At 60.7% G+C, this 15,331-nt stretch carries 12 protein-coding genes and 2 tRNA genes; 13 read left to right on the top strand and 1 reads right to left on the bottom strand.

Features of this window, described 5'->3' with window-relative positions; translation table 11 throughout:
• Positions 1 to 171: 171 nt before the first annotated feature.
• The 6 genes from HMPREF2710_RS09120 (at position 172) to HMPREF2710_RS09095 (ending at position 7,163) form a co-directional block, all read left to right on the top strand.
• Positions 172 to 244, top strand: a tRNA-Asn gene (locus tag HMPREF2710_RS09120).
• Positions 245 to 962: 718 nt separating this feature from the next.
• The gene (locus HMPREF2710_RS09115; protein ID WP_049345705.1) at positions 963 to 1,835 is read left to right on the top strand and encodes a phage holin family protein; all 873 of its coding nucleotides are present in this window, start codon (positions 963 to 965) and stop codon (positions 1,833 to 1,835) included.
• Between the two features lie 324 nt (positions 1,836 to 2,159).
• On the top strand, positions 2,160 to 3,365 hold the full coding sequence (locus tag HMPREF2710_RS09110; protein ID WP_070600715.1) for a glycosyltransferase: 1,206 nt from the start codon (positions 2,160 to 2,162) through the stop codon (positions 3,363 to 3,365).
• A 115-nt stretch (positions 3,366 to 3,480) separates the two neighbouring features.
• Positions 3,481 to 3,554 (top strand) — tRNA-Ile (locus tag HMPREF2710_RS09105).
• A 272-nt stretch (positions 3,555 to 3,826) separates the two neighbouring features.
• Positions 3,827 to 4,918, top strand: a complete 1,092-nt coding sequence (locus HMPREF2710_RS09100; protein ID WP_070600714.1) for a hypothetical protein — start codon at positions 3,827 to 3,829, stop codon at positions 4,916 to 4,918.
• A gap of 1 nt (position 4,919) precedes the next feature.
• Positions 4,920 to 7,163: a flagellar motor protein gene (locus HMPREF2710_RS09095; protein ID WP_049360575.1), complete on the top strand. Its 2,244-nt coding sequence runs from the start codon at positions 4,920 to 4,922 to the stop codon at positions 7,161 to 7,163.
• A 125-nt stretch (positions 7,164 to 7,288) separates the two neighbouring features.
• Here the strand turns inward: HMPREF2710_RS09095 and HMPREF2710_RS09090 are convergent, their stop codons facing one another.
• Entirely contained in the window at positions 7,289 to 7,729 is a 441-nt protein-coding gene (locus tag HMPREF2710_RS09090) for a M23 family metallopeptidase (protein WP_049353289.1), read from the bottom strand.
• Positions 7,730 to 8,472: 743 nt separating this feature from the next.
• Between HMPREF2710_RS09090 and rpsB the strand changes: the two genes are divergently transcribed.
• The 7 genes from rpsB to dxr all read left to right on the top strand — a co-directional run bounded on the left by rpsB (position 8,473) and on the right by dxr (position 15,251).
• Positions 8,473 to 9,270 carry a 30S ribosomal protein S2 gene (rpsB, locus tag HMPREF2710_RS09085; RefSeq protein WP_005508818.1) on the top strand — a complete coding sequence of 266 codons (798 nt, stop codon included), beginning with the start codon at positions 8,473 to 8,475 and terminating at the stop codon, positions 9,268 to 9,270.
• 151 nt (positions 9,271 to 9,421) lie between these two features.
• Positions 9,422 to 10,252 carry a translation elongation factor Ts gene (gene tsf, locus HMPREF2710_RS09080; protein ID WP_070600713.1) on the top strand — a complete coding sequence of 277 codons (831 nt, stop codon included), beginning with the start codon at positions 9,422 to 9,424 and terminating at the stop codon, positions 10,250 to 10,252.
• Between the two features lie 196 nt (positions 10,253 to 10,448).
• Entirely contained in the window at positions 10,449 to 11,192 is a 744-nt protein-coding gene (pyrH, locus tag HMPREF2710_RS09075) for a UMP kinase (protein ID WP_070542727.1), read from the top strand.
• A gap of 295 nt (positions 11,193 to 11,487) precedes the next feature.
• Positions 11,488 to 12,045 carry a ribosome recycling factor gene (gene frr, locus HMPREF2710_RS09070; protein ID WP_044150664.1) on the top strand — a complete coding sequence of 186 codons (558 nt, stop codon included), beginning with the start codon at positions 11,488 to 11,490 and terminating at the stop codon, positions 12,043 to 12,045.
• A gap of 6 nt (positions 12,046 to 12,051) precedes the next feature.
• Positions 12,052 to 12,960: a phosphatidate cytidylyltransferase gene (locus HMPREF2710_RS09065; protein WP_070507748.1), complete on the top strand. Its 909-nt coding sequence runs from the start codon at positions 12,052 to 12,054 to the stop codon at positions 12,958 to 12,960.
• 204 nt (positions 12,961 to 13,164) lie between these two features.
• A complete protein-coding gene (locus tag HMPREF2710_RS09060) occupies positions 13,165 to 13,752 on the top strand; it encodes a cell division protein DivIVA (RefSeq protein ID WP_012903944.1) in 588 nt (195 codons plus the stop codon).
• Between the two features lie 173 nt (positions 13,753 to 13,925).
• Positions 13,926 to 15,251 carry a 1-deoxy-D-xylulose-5-phosphate reductoisomerase gene (dxr, locus tag HMPREF2710_RS09055; RefSeq protein WP_070600712.1) on the top strand — a complete coding sequence of 442 codons (1,326 nt, stop codon included), beginning with the start codon at positions 13,926 to 13,928 and terminating at the stop codon, positions 15,249 to 15,251.
• Positions 15,252 to 15,331: the final 80 nt, after the last annotated feature.

The following is a 15,331-nucleotide window of genomic DNA, read 5'->3' as shown; positions in this document are numbered from 1 at the left end:
GGGGGGGGGGGGGGGGGGGGGGGGGGGGGGGGAGTAGCGCGGGTTAACCGGAGCCCAAGCTCCCAATCTAAAGAGTGATACACTTCACGCTATTTCGAGTTGCGGAGCCCAAACAGCCCCGGTATAGTTATTACTCGTTGCAAGGGAAACCAAACAACAAAAACAAAATAATCCCCCGTAGCTCAATTGGCAGAGCATTCGACTGTTAATCGAAGGGTTACTGGTTCGAGTCCAGTCGGGGGAGCAGATATAGCAAGAACCCCGGAACGAAGTTCCGGGGTTCTTGCTATATACGTTACTCTGGCTCGAACCAGTAACCACTCCACCCTTCGTGAGCGCTGGGGCGCTCCCTTCGGGCCCTCGGGCTTACGCCCTCGGCGGGGTTAACGGTTTTTACTTCCTCGCGCGCTCGGAAAATCTTCGCCTCGCTAGTTCGAGTCCAGTCGGAACGTTCTCCCCAAGTCGTGAACCAGCAACCCCTCGGGCTTACGCCCTCGGCGGGATAACGGTTTTTACTTCCTCGCGCGCTCGGAAAAACCGTCACCCCGCTGTATCGAGTCCAGTCGGAACGTTCTCTCCAAGTCGTGAATGAGTAACTCCTCGGGCTTACGCCCCCGGCGAGGCAAAGATACTTCACCCTGTAAAAATGTACCCTGCAAAAATGTGAAGTCTAACGCACAGGAAAGTTCCCCACCCACATCAACCACACGCCCACTCGGCGCGTAGCGGGGGAGCGGCGCATCGGCATCCTCTTACGCCTACTCCAGAGCAAATCCACAGGCGCAACCAAGCCCAGAATGCTACGCCCGCAGCTCAATACAGAGGTCAGAAAGTCGAAAATACCTGAAGAGATAGCGTAAACCCCCGTTCAAACGGTCACGCGGGTGCACCATAAGGGGCTAAACTATAGGAGGTGGAGTGCGAAAAAGAAGCCTCCAAAAACACGTCACGGAGAGGTGGTCATGACCACTACTACTAATCCCAAGGCACCCAAGCGTTTCTTTGCTGGCATCAGCGGGATTAAGTCCGGCGTCGCGAACATCATCGACGCTGGCAAAACCTTCAAGACCCTCGGACCCAGCCAGGTCAAGGACGAAATCCAGATTGCAAAGCACGAGCTGAAGACCAAGGGCATCGCCGTTGGTAAGGGCGCAGCCTTCTTCGGTGTCGCAGCAGTCTTCGGTCTGTTCCTGATCATTGCGCTGGTCGCCGCAGCAATCCTCGGCCTCGGCACCGTCATGCCCTACTGGGCATCCGCGCTGATCTTTGCCCTGATCTTCCTCATCGTCCTGGCAATCTGCGCCCTGGTCGGTCTGAAGAAGGTTAAGGCACAGCTGCCGTTCAAGCCCGAATCCGCAATCTTCGGTCTGCTCTTCGACCTCGGCGTACTCAAGGAAGGTACCGCCATGTCCGCTGAGCGCCTGAAGAAGGAACAGGCAGAGCGTGCAGAGCAGAAGGCTAAGGAAGCTGAAGAAGCAGCAGAACGCGCACGTCAGGAAGCTGAAGAGCGCAAGGCACGCGGCGAGGAAGAGCCCAAGCCGCCGACCTTCGAAGAGCTCAAGCAGCGCACCGCAGAACGCCGCCAGCACCTGGCAGCCCTGCGCGACGACCTGCAGTCCTACACCGGCGACGTTCAGAACAACACCCAGCAGGCTCTGGACGCTCTCAAGGCAGTGCCCTCCGAGGTTGCTGCAGGTGCAGCAGCTACCGGCCGCGGCCTGGCAGAGAACGTGCGCAAGCCCGAGGTTCTGCAGGCACGCTGGAAGTCCTTCGCAGCACTGGGCGCATCCATTGCAACCGTCCTGCACTTCCTGAACCGCCTGGTACGCCGCTAAACCCGGTACACCATAAACCCAGTCGCCGCTCAAACCGGCACAGGTTTAACGTCGGCGTCCAAACGCCCCGATACTCGTATCGGGGCGTTTGTGCGTCTACAGGCAGGCTGCTGGCTTCTGTTTCAACGGGAGGTTTAGAGGCAACTCCCAGCCAAAGGCCCCGGCCACAAGTCGGAGAAGGACGCAGCTCACAGGTAGAATAGACAAGTGCTGTACGTACTGGACCCACCCGGTTCACGCGGCAGGCAGAGGTAGAAGCGGCGCACCGTCGCACCCGAAACCCCAAAGTCACCGACACACTACACCCCGATGAGGAGCCCCGTCATGGAACAGGCAAAGACGATTCTGATTGGCGCAGAAACCTACCCGCCGGACATCAACGGTGCGGCACAATTCGGTCACCGCCTCGCCACCTCCATGCTCAAGCGCGGCCACTCCGTACACGTAGTCGCAGCCAGCCCCATCCCCGGCCCCAGCTACCGCACCGAAGTAGAAGGCGGCATCGTGGAGCACCGCCTGCGCTCGCACCTGCCCCCGACCCATGAGACGAACCGCATCTGCCTGCCTTGGGAGATCTGGTCCGAGGTCGGCGCAATCCTCGACGAGGTCCGCCCGGATGTGGTGCACGTGCAGTGCCACTACATTATTGGTCGCGCCCTCATCTTCCAGGCGAAGCGCCGCGGTATCCGCGTCATCTCCACGAACCACTTCATGCCGGCGAACCTTGACCCGTTCCTGCCCTTCCCCTCCGCAGTGAAGCGTGTGATTGAGAAGATCACCTGGAAGGACATGCGTTTCTGCTTCTCCAAGACTGCGGTCGTCACCACCCCCACCCAGATTGGTGCGGATGCGATGCGCGACCTGGGCCATTTTGATCGCCCCGTCATGCCCGTTTCTAACGGTATTGAGATCAGCGACTACGAGCTGGCTGAGGGTGCTGACGCCGGCAAGGTTCCCGGTGAGCTGCGTATCGCCTTCGTGGGCCGCCTGGCTGAAGAGAAGAACGTGGACGTGCTCATCGAGGCGCTCTCCCTGCTGCCGGATACTCTCGAGCACGTGGTGCTGGATATCGCCGGTGGCGGCGAGCTGCGTGAAGCTCTCGAACAGAAGGCGCACGATTGCGGCGTGTCCGACCGCGTGATTTTCCGCGGCTTCGTTCCGGAGGAGCATCTGCCCGAGGTGTACCAGATGGCTGATGTGTTCTGCCAGCCCGGTACCGCCGAACTGCAGTCCCTGGTTTCCCTGGAGGCGATGAGCGCCTCCACCCCCGTGGTGCTTGCGAACGCGCTGGCTCTGCCGCACCTGGTGGAGGATGGCGTGAACGGCTACCTCTTCGAACCCAATAACGCTCAGGATTTGGCGAAGAAGCTGGAGGCGGTGCTCTCCCTGCCCGCTGCTGAGCGCGAGCAGATGGGCCGCGAGTCCCGCCGTATCGTGGGCTTCCACAGTGCTGAGAACACCTGGCGCACCTTCGAGGAGCTGTACGTGAGTGACGCTCCGTACCAGCGCTACCTGGATTCGCGCCGCTAAGCTTCTCTAGATTCTGAGCGTTGAGTAGGAGTAGAGTGTTTTTCGTTCTCAGCCGCCGTTCAGGTACTCTAGAGGATGGTGCTGGCACCCATAGCGTGCCGTCACTGCACCGGATGGGGAGTTAGCTCAGCCGGTTAGAGCAGGGGACTCATAATCCCTTGGTCGCGGGTTCGAGCCCCGCACTCCCTACGGCCCCGCCCGTCGACTTCACCCACTTGTCGGCGGGCGGGGCTTTTTCGTGCCCTCTTTTCGTGCTCTTTTGTCGTGCACTCAGGGTGCCTATTTTTGTTCATGGAATGCATCAACGGTGATGAAAATGAGTAAATGACGAACGAAGACGCACCATAGCGTTCAATACGGTAGGGTTGAAGAGTCTTGTCACGAAAGACAGTGTGATGCCGCCGGTAGATGCCGATTCAGCCGGTAGGTGTTGCATCCACACACCATACGAGAGGATCTCAATGTCGGAGAACACTCCCAACAACCCGTCGCAGGGTGCAGCCGGCGGCTACGGCTACGGCTACGACGCCGGCGCACACCCCGCGCAGGATGCTTCGCTTCCGGGTCAGGCTGCTCAGCCGGGTAATGCAGCTCAGGTTGCTCAGCCGAGCCAGCCTGTGCAACCAAGCCAGCAGGGTAATGCTGCTCAGCCTGCCGCGCCGGTAGCACCGCAGCAGCCCGTCCAGCCTCAGCAGGCACCCCAGCCCACTCCTGCGAGCGCTCATGCACAGCCGAATGCTGAGGCTCAGGCAGCCCCCGCACAGCCCGGTCAGCCTGCCGCCGCACCCCAGCCCGGTACTGCTCAGCCTGGGGCCGCGCAGCCCGGTCAGCCCGGCCAGGCAACCTATGCGCCGAGCGCACCGCATCCGGCGGTGAAGGCACTGGGCGCTACCTGGAACGCGTTCCTGGACGTTTTCTCCAGCAACCCGGCGACCGCGCACGCCCGCATCTCTGCCGCCGGTGCGTGGGGTTGGATTGTTCCCACGACTCTGCAGGCGCTGGTGGGTGCCTTCTTCTTCAGCCAGCTGATTATCCTGGCTGCCGTTATCGCGATGTCCATGGTGGGCTACATGTTCGGCGGTCGAGGCGGTGCCGCTTACGGTGGTGCCTACGCAGCACAGGCTGTACCGACCGGACGCATGATTCTGGCGTACGTGCTGATGGCTCTTGCAATCTTCGGTGTGCAGGTTCTGCGCGGTGTGCAGCTGCAGCTGACCGCGCGTATCGGTAAGGCGCCGACCTCCTTCACCGCGAGTATGCACGCGGTGTCGGTGTCTTCTTTGGCGCTGATTCCTTCGTTCCTGGTGCTGAACCTGCTCATCTTCTTCCTGACCCTCACCCGTAGCGGTGGTGGTGCGTTCTTCCTGACCATGCTCATAGTCCTGGTGCTTGCTTTCGCCGTGTTCTCGGGTGAGGCTCTCACCTATCTGGGTCTGAACCGTCTGGGCCGCTTCGCGAAGTCCCCGATTATCATGCACGCGGCGCTGAGCACCGCATGGGTTCTGGCGTCCATGGTCGTCTATTACGTGGCGATTCGCCTGATGGGAGCCTAGTATGCACGCGATGACTCACACCCCGAGCGCGCCGACTCGTCAGCGCTGGATGTTCCTGGCGGTTCTGTTGACCATTGCCGCCCTGGTTCTGAGCGCCTGCAGCGCAAAGATTGAGACTCAGCTGGGCCTTGAGAGCGCTGAGAAGGGTACCCGCACCATTCTGGTTTCCTTCAACATGAAGGATAACCAGGACAAGGTTAAGGGTGGAACCCAGGCGCTGGATGCGTCCGTACGTAAGCACCTGCCCGAGGGCCTGGAATACGAAGGTATTCAGTCTGAGGGTGACAAGGCTCGTGCGACTTTCAAGGTATCCTTCTCCTCCGTGGACGAGTACCACTCCAAGGTGACCTCTCTGCTGAAGGCTTCGGGCTCCGACATCAAGCCGCAGATTAGCATCGTCAACTCTGACCAGGGTCTGGTGCAGGGTATTCAGGTGAAGGAAAACTTCAGCTCGGGCGATCTGCTGGGCTGGCTTCCTGAAGCTCTGGTAGTGGACGGTGTTGTGTCTGCTTCCAATAAGAACAGCGTTCTCAGCAGCAGCGATGAAACCACTGTGAAGTTTGGCGAGAAGGAAGTGAAGAACTCCGGTGGTTCTAAGATTTCCGCAAAGGATGTTCAGGACCGCGGTTTCCGTAACGTCATTCTTGACGTAAAGGAGAAGGACGGCGGTTACTCCGTGATGGTTTCCTTCGTCGCGAAGGAAATCATGAACACCGAGACCGCTTCTGCGGTCGACGCCTACCTGAACCAGGTCAAGCCTGAGGGCTCCGAGCTGAAGAAGGGCCTGGAGTCCTCGCAGGCGAAGGCATACGCTCCTTCCGCATCGACCGCCAGTGCGAAGGAAGAAGTGGGTCGTACCCTGACCTTTAGCGCTTCTTCGATTGAGGACCTGGGCAGTGGTCTCAAGAAGCTGTTTGGCGCAAGCAGCACCGATTTCTCCGCCAGCCGTGAGGTAGTGGCGAAGGATAATAACTTCACCGTTCAGAAGAAGATTTCGGGTCTGCTGGACTGCTCTCTGCTGTGCTCCCCGAACGGTGATGGCCTGACCCTGACCATCGTGGACAGCAACGATAAGTCCTACATGGTTGACCCCGAGGGTCGCGCTAGCTCCTCCCGTTCGGGCGGTAGCAGTACTCTCATCGCGGTTGACCGTGTTTCTTCACGTCAGATTGAGATGAAGAGCATGAAGGTCGCTACCTCCCTGGGTCTGGACGGTTCCATGGAAGCGCGTTTCCTCTACGCATTCCCGACCGAGGATGTTGCGGGTGCTGAGCAGAAGCTCAAGGACGTTTTCGCAGGCGGCAGCAATGACGAGACTGAGGTCCGTCAGGACGGCGACTCCACCATTGTGAGCGTGAAGGTTCGCGGTAAGGATCAGAACGAGTTCAACCAGCGTCTGAACGAATACCTGCCCGATTCGAAGGTGACCGTTACCCGCCCCGGTGGCTACCACCCCTTCGGCTCCGACTACACGGTGACCCCTGAAATCAAGCTCTCTTCGAAGCTGGGTAACTACTACTCGGCTCCCTTCGAGTTCACTTTCAAGGCTCCGACCTTCTCCTCGCTGGATCAGCAGAAGGTTGATGCTGCGAACAGCCTCGCGAAGAACTCTCAGCACGTGCAGCTCACCGTCAACGGTGGCGAGCTGAGCGTCAAGACTGACCGCGGTGTCAGCACCACCTCCGGTCTGACTGTTCCGGTGTCCGGTCTGAGCATGACTGACGTGATTGTGGATGCAATCATCGTGGGTCTGTTGCTGCTCATCCTGGTTCTGCTCTTCGTCTTCCGCAAGAAGATCGCGGCGGCTCGTGCGAAGGGCCGTGAACGTCGTGCCGCTTCGGCTGCGGCACTGGGTGCTGCGGCGGGTGTTGCGACCGGTTACGGTGCAACCCAGGCTGACGTACAGAATGGCTACCCGGCACAGGGCGGATACGCGGCACAGAACGGCTACCCGGTACAGAACGGTTATGCTGCTCAGCCCGGTTACCCGGCACAGAACACCGCCTACACCGCCGGTGATGATTCGCCGACTCAGGTGTTCACCCCGCAGCACGGCCTGAACTATGGTGAGAATGAACCGACCAAGGCAATGCCCGCGTACGATGCACAGGCCGCGCAGACCGTACAGCCTGCACAGCCGGTTCAGCCTACTCAGCCCGGTCAGCAGGTTCAGCCCGGTCAGACTGCTCAGCAGCCTGTACAGCCGAACCAGTTCGGTGCTGATGACGGTGACGTCCTCCAGTAAGTAGCTGCCTCTAGCACCTACGCTAGTGAGCACAACCTAGACTGGCTCCTGTGGCCCGTTGCCTCCTTTTGGGGAGGTGACGGGCCACAGCCGTACCCAATGACTGCCAGTGCGAGTGTCCGCCCCTAGTATCCGCCCGGCACGGGAAGTAGAATGCTCGGCTCCTTCGAGCCCAGCAGGCTCATGGGGTTGATGTACTCGGCGTCCTTGCCGCTGCCGTCCCCACGGGTGCCTCCCTGTCGTACGCCCCAGTACAGGCAGGGGGTGGAGCATCGCCGGTAGGGGCGCTCGCTGTTGCCGCCCGCCGCGCCTGCGACGGTGCCGATGACCTCACCGGCTGTAACGGTGGTGCCGACCGGGAGCGTTTCATCCATGGGTTCGAAGGTGCTGCGCCGCCCATCCGGATGCGCAATGACCAACACTTTGCGGTTGACGACCGTGCCGCTGAAAACCACTTTTCCCGGTGCCGGTGCGTAGACGTGCCGGTCGTTCTCGGGTACGGCAAGGTCTACGCCGCGGTGCCCGGCGCTCCAGCGTTGGGCGGGCTTCTCAAAGGGGTGGATCACCCGCGGTCTGGATTCGGCGGTGGGGGAGCGGTAGCGTAGTCGGCTCGCGGTGAGCTCAACGGTGTGGGGAACGTGTGCGCTGCTGGGAGCTTGTGCACTTGAGATGGCACCGTCAGTAAACCCTGCCCCGCCTGTAAAACTGAGCCAGCCCGAATAACCCTGACTGCCCAAATAACCCTGACTGCCCGCGTAGCTCTGCCCACCCGTGTAGCCCTGCCCGCCCGCGCTCACAAGTGCACCCAGCAGGCAGCACGCCATCAGCATCGCGCGCCGTAGCGTTATCGCTAATGTCATCATGTTCTGCTTCATCTTCTGAGCACATCACGAATCGCCCCGCCCCGCAGCGCCTCACGAAAAATTGTGGATAACCCCGCTGTTTGCGCCTTAAAATCCTTTATCCACAGTGCCCCTGCACACACCCGCACCGCCCGCGCAGGTTTTAACCCCAACCCGGCGGATTAATCGCGGAATATACGGTACAATGTCGTATTGCAGTGTGCCTGCGCGGGTATTCTCCCTCTTCAAGGGATTCCGCACAGTACCACTGACGACGCGCGGCGTGAGCGGCATCCTCACATGGGGAGCCGATAAGGGACCTTCGGTCCACCCATACGGGGTGGTTAGGGCCTGAGCTGAACGGGTAACCGTGAACGCTAACCGCCGCCAGGAAAAACTGATAACTACTATGCGCGCGTTGGGCTAGCCCGAATGGGAGGTCCGCGCGGCACCACAAAGGAGACGACATGCCCGTCGTAACTATGCGTGAAATGCTGGACTCCGGCGTTCACTTCGGTCACCAGACCCGCCGTTGGAACCCCAAGATGAAGCGTTTCATCCTGACCGAGCGCAACGGCATCTACATCATCGACCTGCAGCAGTCCCTCGCCTTCATCGACAAGGCATACGAGGCTGTTAAGTCGACCGTCGCACACGGTGGCAACATCCTGTTCGTGGGTACCAAGAAGCAGGCTCAGGAAGTTATCGCTGAGCAGGCAACCCGCGTGAACATGCCCTACGTGAACCACCGCTGGCTCGGTGGTATGCTGACCAACTTCAGCACCATCTCCAAGAGCATCGAGCGCATGAAGGAACTCGAGCAGATTGACTTCGACGATGTAGCAGGTTCTCGCTACACCAAGAAGGAACTGCTCCTCATGCGTCGCGAGTTCGAGAAGCTCGAGAAGACCCTCGGCGGTATCCGTAACCTGTCCAAGGTTCCCTCCCTCCTGTGGGTTGTTGACACCAAGAAGGAGCACCTGGCAGTTAACGAGGCTCAGAAGCTGGGCATCCCCGTTGTTGCTATCCTCGACACCAACTGCGACCCCGACGAGGTTGCTTTCCCGATCCCCGGTAACGACGACGCTATCCGCTCCGTCAACCTGCTCACCCGCGTGATTGCTGACGCAGTGGCAGCCGGCCTGATCGAGCGCAACGCTAAGAAGAACGGCAAGGCTGAAGCAGCTGAGGAGCCCATGGCAGCTTGGGAGCGCGAGCTCCTGGAGCAGCACGAGGCTGCACAGGCTGAAGAGGCAGCTAAGTAAGCTTTCTTAGCCCACTAAGCTTTATGCTTTGTGGCCCCCCGCCCGCGGGGACCACGTTCGGACGGCGCCCGCCCTGACCTGGGCGCGGCGCCGTCCGCCATAGTACCACCGGGAAATTTCCCGATTATTACAGCAACACAAGGAGTTCACAATGGCGAACTACACCGCAGCAGACATCAAGGCACTGCGCGAGAAGACCGGCGCAGGTATGCTCGACGTCAAGAAGGCTCTGGACGAGGCTAACGGCGACCAGCAGAAGGCTGCCGAGATCATCCGCGTTAAGGGTCTGAAGGGCATCACCAAGCGCGAGGGTCGCGCAACCGCTGAGGGCCTGGTGGCTGCACGCGTTGAGAACGGCGTTGGCTACATGGTTGAGGTCAACTCCGAGACCGACTTCGTGGCAAAGTCCGACCCCTTCATCGCTTTCGGCCAGAACGTGCTCGAGGCTGCTATTGCTGCTGACGCTTCCACCCTGGAAGAGCTGCAGGCTGCATCCTACGAGGGCAAGACCGTTGAGGAGCTGACCACCGACGCTGGCGCACTGCTGGGCGAGAAGATCGTTGTCCGCCGCATTGCACGCGTTGAGGGTGAGCACGTTGCAGTGTACCTGCACAAGACCTCCAAGGACCTGCCCGCACAGGTTGGCGTTCTGCTGGCTGTCTCCGGTGAGAACACCGACGAGATCGCACACGACGTTGCAGTCCACATTGCTGCAATGAGCCCCAAGTACCTGGACTCCGAGTCCATCCCCGCAGACCAGATCGAGACCGAGAAGCGCGTTGCTCGCGAGACCGCAATCGCTGAGGGCAAGCCCGAGAAGATTCTGGACAAGATCGTTGAGGGTCGCCTGAAGGGCTTCTTCAAGGAGAACACCCTGCTCGATCAGGACTTCGCGAAGGACTCCAAGAAGTCTGTCGCACAGGTTCTGTCCGAGGCTGGCGCAACCGCTACCGCATTCGCACGTTTCCGCGTGGGCGCATAAGGACTCGCTGCAGTTCTGCCCTCCCGTATTGCGGGTTCCCGGTAAGGGAAGTCGTATGAGGTTGGGATTATAGCCTGAAGCCGGGTAGTCACCACTGGTGGCTACCCGGCTTTGCTGTATCCTTGATAAGGACTAGGCGGCAGGAAGTCCGCCCCGATCACCTATAACAACCCCTAGGTAAGCCACTGGAGGAACCATGCCCGAAGCTATTTCGCACCCGATTCACCATGACGAGACCGGCCGTCGCCGCGTTTTGCTCAAGCTTTCCGGTGAGGTTTTTGGTGGCGGTGAAGTTGGTATTTCGACCGAGGTCGTGCGCAGCATCGCCAAGCAGATTGCCGCAACCGTCGGCCAGGTTGAAACCTCCATCGTGATTGGTGGCGGCAACTTCTTCCGTGGCGCTGAACTCTCTCAGGCGGGTATGGATCGTTCCCGTGCAGACTACATGGGTATGCTCGGCACCGTAATGAACTCCCTGGCTCTGCAGGACTTCCTGGAGCAGGAGGGTATTGACACCCGCGTTCAGTCCGCTATCACCATGCCGCAGGTTGCTGAGACTTACATTCCTCGCCGCGCAATCCGCCACATGCAGAAGGACCGCGTCGTGATCTTCGGTGCTGGTGCGGGTCTGCCCTACTTCTCCACTGACACTGTGGCTGCTCAGCGCGCCCTGGAAATCCACGCAGATGAGGTTCTGGTGGCTAAGAACGGCGTGGACGGCATCTACACTGCTGACCCGAACAAGGACCCCAACGCTGAGCGCCTGTACAACCTCACCTACGATGAGGCAATGCAGCGCAACATCCGCGTGCTGGATCAGACTGCGTTCTCCCTGTGCCGCGACAACAATGTGACCATGCGCGTGTTCGGCATGCAGGGTGAGGGTAACGTGACCCGTGCAATTCTGGGCGAGAAGATGGGTACCCTCGTTACTCGCTAACCCCTAAATTTTTAGGGCGGGGCGTACGGAACGCCCCCTCACACTGTGACCGTGCTCGATAGCGCGGACTTATTCTGGACGGTACCGCGCGGGTAAGCGCTAAAACTCGCTTATGCCCGCCGGTACCGTCTAGACTTATATCAAATACGACGTTCTGCCTCTTTCCCGCTGACTTCGCAGTATCCGTAAGGTTTTCGCCTCGGATGCGCCGCAAACCGGCGGGGAATAATGAGGGCTGAGCGAACGCCCACCGACAATTCTGGTACCCCAGAATTCCGACAAAGGAGATCCTTTCGTGATCGAAGAAATCCTTGCCGAAGCCGGCGAGAAGATGGAAAAGACCATCGAAGCAACCAAGACTGAGTTCGCTAAGGTTCGTACCGGCCGTGTGAACCCCGCAATCTTCAGCGGCCTGACCGCCGAGTACTACGGCGCACCGACCCCGTTGCAGCAGCTGGTGTCCTTCAACGTTGAGGACGCACGTACCGTCAAGATCGTTCCCTTCGACGTGACCGCACTGGCAGCTATCGAGAAGGCTCTGCGTGACTCCGACCTGGGTGTTAACCCCAGCAACGACGGTGCAGCTATCCGCGTTGTCATGCCCGAAATGACCGCTGAGCGCCGTAAGGAATACACCAAGCTCGTCAACCACAAGGCTGAAGAGGCTCGTATCTCCATCCGTAACGTTCGCCGCCACGCTAAGACCGCTATTGACAAGCTGGTCAAGGACAGCGAAATCGGTGAAGACGAAGGCGCACGTGCTGAGAAGGAACTGGACGCACAGACCAAGAAGCACATCGACCAGGTCGACGCACTGTACAAGCACAAGGAAGCTGAACTGCTCGAGGTCTAAACCCTAATGAGTACACGCAAAGAAGCGAAAGAAGAGAGAGGCGCGCCGCCTGCTCCACAGCCGAGCCCGCAGACCGCTGCAACGCCGGTGAAGTCGCGCAGCGCCAAAGCTGGCCGTAACCTGCCCGCCGCTATTAGTGTGGGCGTCGGTTTCGGCGTGCTATTGGTGCTGGGCCTCATTTACCAGCCGGTTTTTGTGGCGCTTGCAGCTGCCGCGGCTGGCCTGGGCGCCTGGGAGATTGGGCACGTGCTCAACACCCGCCGCGGCTACGGCATCCCGGAATACCTGCTGGGTGCCCTGTCTGGCGCAATTGTGGTGGTGTCTTTCCTGTTCGGTTTTACCGGGCTGGGCATCGCCCTGGCGGTGAGCCTGCTGGCGCTGCTGCTTTCTTCTGCTCTCGTGCGTGCTGACCGTCAGGTCTCACTGGGTAAGTCTTTGAGCGGTAGCGCCCTGGCTCTGCTGTGGGTGCCGCTGATGCTGGGCATTGCCATGGTCTACTTCCAGACGGACCACGGCGAGCGCGGCATCCTCATGATTCTGCTGATGGCCATCTGCAATGACACGTTCGGCTTTATTGCCGGTGTGAATTGGGGTAAGCACCCGATGGCGCCGAAGATCTCCCCGAAGAAAAGCTGGGAGGGCCTGGCTGGTTCCTTCGTCGGCTCGGCGGTTGTTGGCGCTATCGCCTTGGCGGTCATGGGTTCGCCCTGGTATTGGGCTATTCCGCTGGCGGCGGTCATGGTGGTCGCTTCGACTGCCGGTGACCTGGTGGAGTCCGTGTTCAAGCGCCGTATGGGTGTGAAGGACATGTCGAATATCCTGCCCGGTCACGGCGGCATGATGGATCGCCTGGACTCAATCCTTTTCGCTGCGGCGGCTGGCTGCCTGATTTTCCGGTTTATTATGCCGCTCTAAAGCCTGAAGCTTTTATCGCTTATGGAGGCGGGGCGTTTCTTCCCACGAGTGGGGGAGGGGCGCCCCGCCTTTGCCGTGCCCGCTTTCGCTGTACCCGGTGAATAGAGGCGTAAAAGGCTATATCTAAGACGCCGCCCGCCCACCTTGCACCAGGTAGCCTGCGCATTGGTATTCTTAAAGTTCAATCGTCGAGAGGAGCCCACCTTGGCAAGCACCACCCACGGAGGCGGATTTGCCCGTGCAGCAGAAACCGAACCCGGCTACAAGCGCAGTGAAGTAGACCGCCTGTTCACCCGCCTCGCCGAGGACTACGAGAAGCTCAGCGGAGCCGCCGAACTGCCCGAAGACCTCTACACCTCCCGACGAATCCGCCAGGTCGTCTTCCGCGAAGAACCCGGCGGCTACCAGCTGGATGTGGTCGACCGAGCCCTCGAAAAGATTGAGGAACGCTTCGCCAAGCTCGAACGCAGCCGCTACATTGAGGCGTACGGCCTGGACAACTGGGAACGCTCCCTCGTAGAGACCGGCGAACTGCTCGCTGGCCGCCTGGAACGCCCCGCCGGTGAGCGTTTCCGCCGCCCCAGCAAGCGCCGCCACATGGGCTATTTCGTCGGCGACGTGGACGCCATCTGCGACCGCGTGTACGCCCAGCTCAACAGCGAAGAGCCGCTGGACCCCTCCGTGGTGCGCCACGCAAAGTTCCGTCCCGCCTCGGGCACCGTCAGCTACGAGGAATCCCAGGTGGACGCTTTCCTAGACCGCTGCATTGAGCTGCTGCAGGATCTGCTCTAAAACGTGAAGTGTTGAATCCCCCGCCCCGTATGACAGGGTGGGGGATTCTTCTGCTCTGGGGTCTTCTAAGCTGGGGCTCATCTATTCTGGGGTTTATCTATGCTGAGGCTTTCTAAGATGAGAGGCGGCGCCAGTACCCGAATCCACCCGCGAGCTCATGAGACACTAGAACCATGAAGTTTGGATCCTCAGCACGCGTCGGCGGCAGCCGCGACCGCCTCACCGACGCCCTCACAGAACTCACCCGCGCACCGCAGCGCGTCACCCTCCTCGGCTCAACCGGCTCCATCGGCACCCAAGCCATGGAAGTCATCGACCACCTCGCCGCGCTCAAAGGCACCAGCGCCTCCGCCGCCGACGCACCGCTGAAGGTCGTCGCCCTCTCCGCAGGCTCCCGATCCCTCGAACTGCTCGCACGCCAGGCAGTGCACGTGCGCGCCGAACTGGTCGCCACCAGCGGCACCGCAGAAGACGCGCAGCGCCTACGTGAACTCATCGAGGCGGTAGCCTCCGAAGCAGGCGCCACCGGCTACACCCCGCAAATCGCCCACGGCGCCGAAGCATCCGTACAGGCCGCAGCACACCCGGCAGACACCGTCCTCAACGGCATCACCGGCTCCATCGGCCTGGAACCGACCCTCACCGCCCTCAACAGCAGCTACCGCGTGGCACTGGCAAACAAGGAATCCCTCATCGCAGGCGGCCCGCTCGTACGCGCCGCCGTCGACGCATCCCCCCTGAACACCCCCATGGTGCCCGTCGACTCCGAACACTCCGCCCTCGCGCAGGCGCTCGCCTCCGGAACCGACACAGAAATCGACCGACTCATCCTCACCGCATCGGGCGGCCCGTTCCGCGGCTACAAGCGCGAACAGCTACACGACGTGACCCCCGCGCAGGCGCTCGCACACCCCACCTGGGACATGGGCCTGGTCGTCACCACCAACTCCGCAACCATGGTCAACAAGGCACTCGAAGTGCTCGAGGCGCACCACCTGTTCGGCGTGGACCTGGACCGTATTGACGTGGCGGTTCACCCGCAGTCCGTCGTGCACTCCATGGTGCAGTTCGTGGACGGCTCGACCATTGCGCAGGCGTCCCCGCCGAGCATGGTTCTGCCCATCGCGCTGGGTCTGACCTGGCCGTACCGCATCCCCGGTGCTGTGCCTGCTTGTGACTGGTCGAAGGCTGCATCCTGGACTTTTGAGCCGCTGGACGAGGAAGCATTCCCCGCCGTGCGAATGATCAAGGACGCCGGTAAGGTCGGCGGCACCCACCCGGCAGTGTTCAACGCCGCCAATGAGGAAGCCGTCGCTGCATTCCATGCGGGCGCGATTCGCTTTACCGATATTGTCGATTCGGTGGCGCGCGTGCTGGAGGAGCACACCGGCAGCGCCGAGGCTGTCTCTGACGCTGATTTGACGCTGGATGCGGTGCTGAACGCGGAGCGTTGGGCTCGCGTGCGCGCGAATGAGCTGCTGGGTATGACCGGACGCTAATCGGTTCTGAGGCGGTATTCGCATTTCTATGGGATGCGGCCGGTGCGGACCTTCCTACGCTCCTACAGGGGAACCCACCC

It is taken from the genome of Rothia sp. HMSC069D01 (assembly GCF_001810135.1).
Lineage (GTDB): Bacteria > Actinomycetota > Actinomycetes > Actinomycetales > Micrococcaceae > Rothia.
This window is presented reverse-complemented; position numbering and strand designations above follow the sequence as displayed.

What these genes read in the sequence shown, in the direction of transcription:
- HMPREF2710_RS09115 (WP_049345705.1), top strand. Translation starts at nt 963, where the DNA reads ATGACCACTACTACTAATCCCAAGGCACCCAAGCGTTTCTTTGCTGGC.
- HMPREF2710_RS09110 (WP_070600715.1), top strand. Translation starts at nt 2,160, where the DNA reads ATGGAACAGGCAAAGACGATTCTGATTGGCGCAGAAACCTACCCGCCG.
- HMPREF2710_RS09100 (WP_070600714.1), top strand. Translation starts at nt 3,827, where the DNA reads ATGTCGGAGAACACTCCCAACAACCCGTCGCAGGGTGCAGCCGGCGGC.
- HMPREF2710_RS09095 (WP_049360575.1), top strand. Translation starts at nt 4,920, where the DNA reads ATGCACGCGATGACTCACACCCCGAGCGCGCCGACTCGTCAGCGCTGG.
- rpsB (WP_005508818.1), top strand. Translation starts at nt 8,473, where the DNA reads ATGCCCGTCGTAACTATGCGTGAAATGCTGGACTCCGGCGTTCACTTC.
- tsf (WP_070600713.1), top strand. Translation starts at nt 9,422, where the DNA reads ATGGCGAACTACACCGCAGCAGACATCAAGGCACTGCGCGAGAAGACC.
- pyrH (WP_070542727.1), top strand. Translation starts at nt 10,449, where the DNA reads ATGCCCGAAGCTATTTCGCACCCGATTCACCATGACGAGACCGGCCGT.
- HMPREF2710_RS09065 (WP_070507748.1), top strand. Translation starts at nt 12,052, where the DNA reads ATGAGTACACGCAAAGAAGCGAAAGAAGAGAGAGGCGCGCCGCCTGCT.
- dxr (WP_070600712.1), top strand. Translation starts at nt 13,926, where the DNA reads ATGAAGTTTGGATCCTCAGCACGCGTCGGCGGCAGCCGCGACCGCCTC.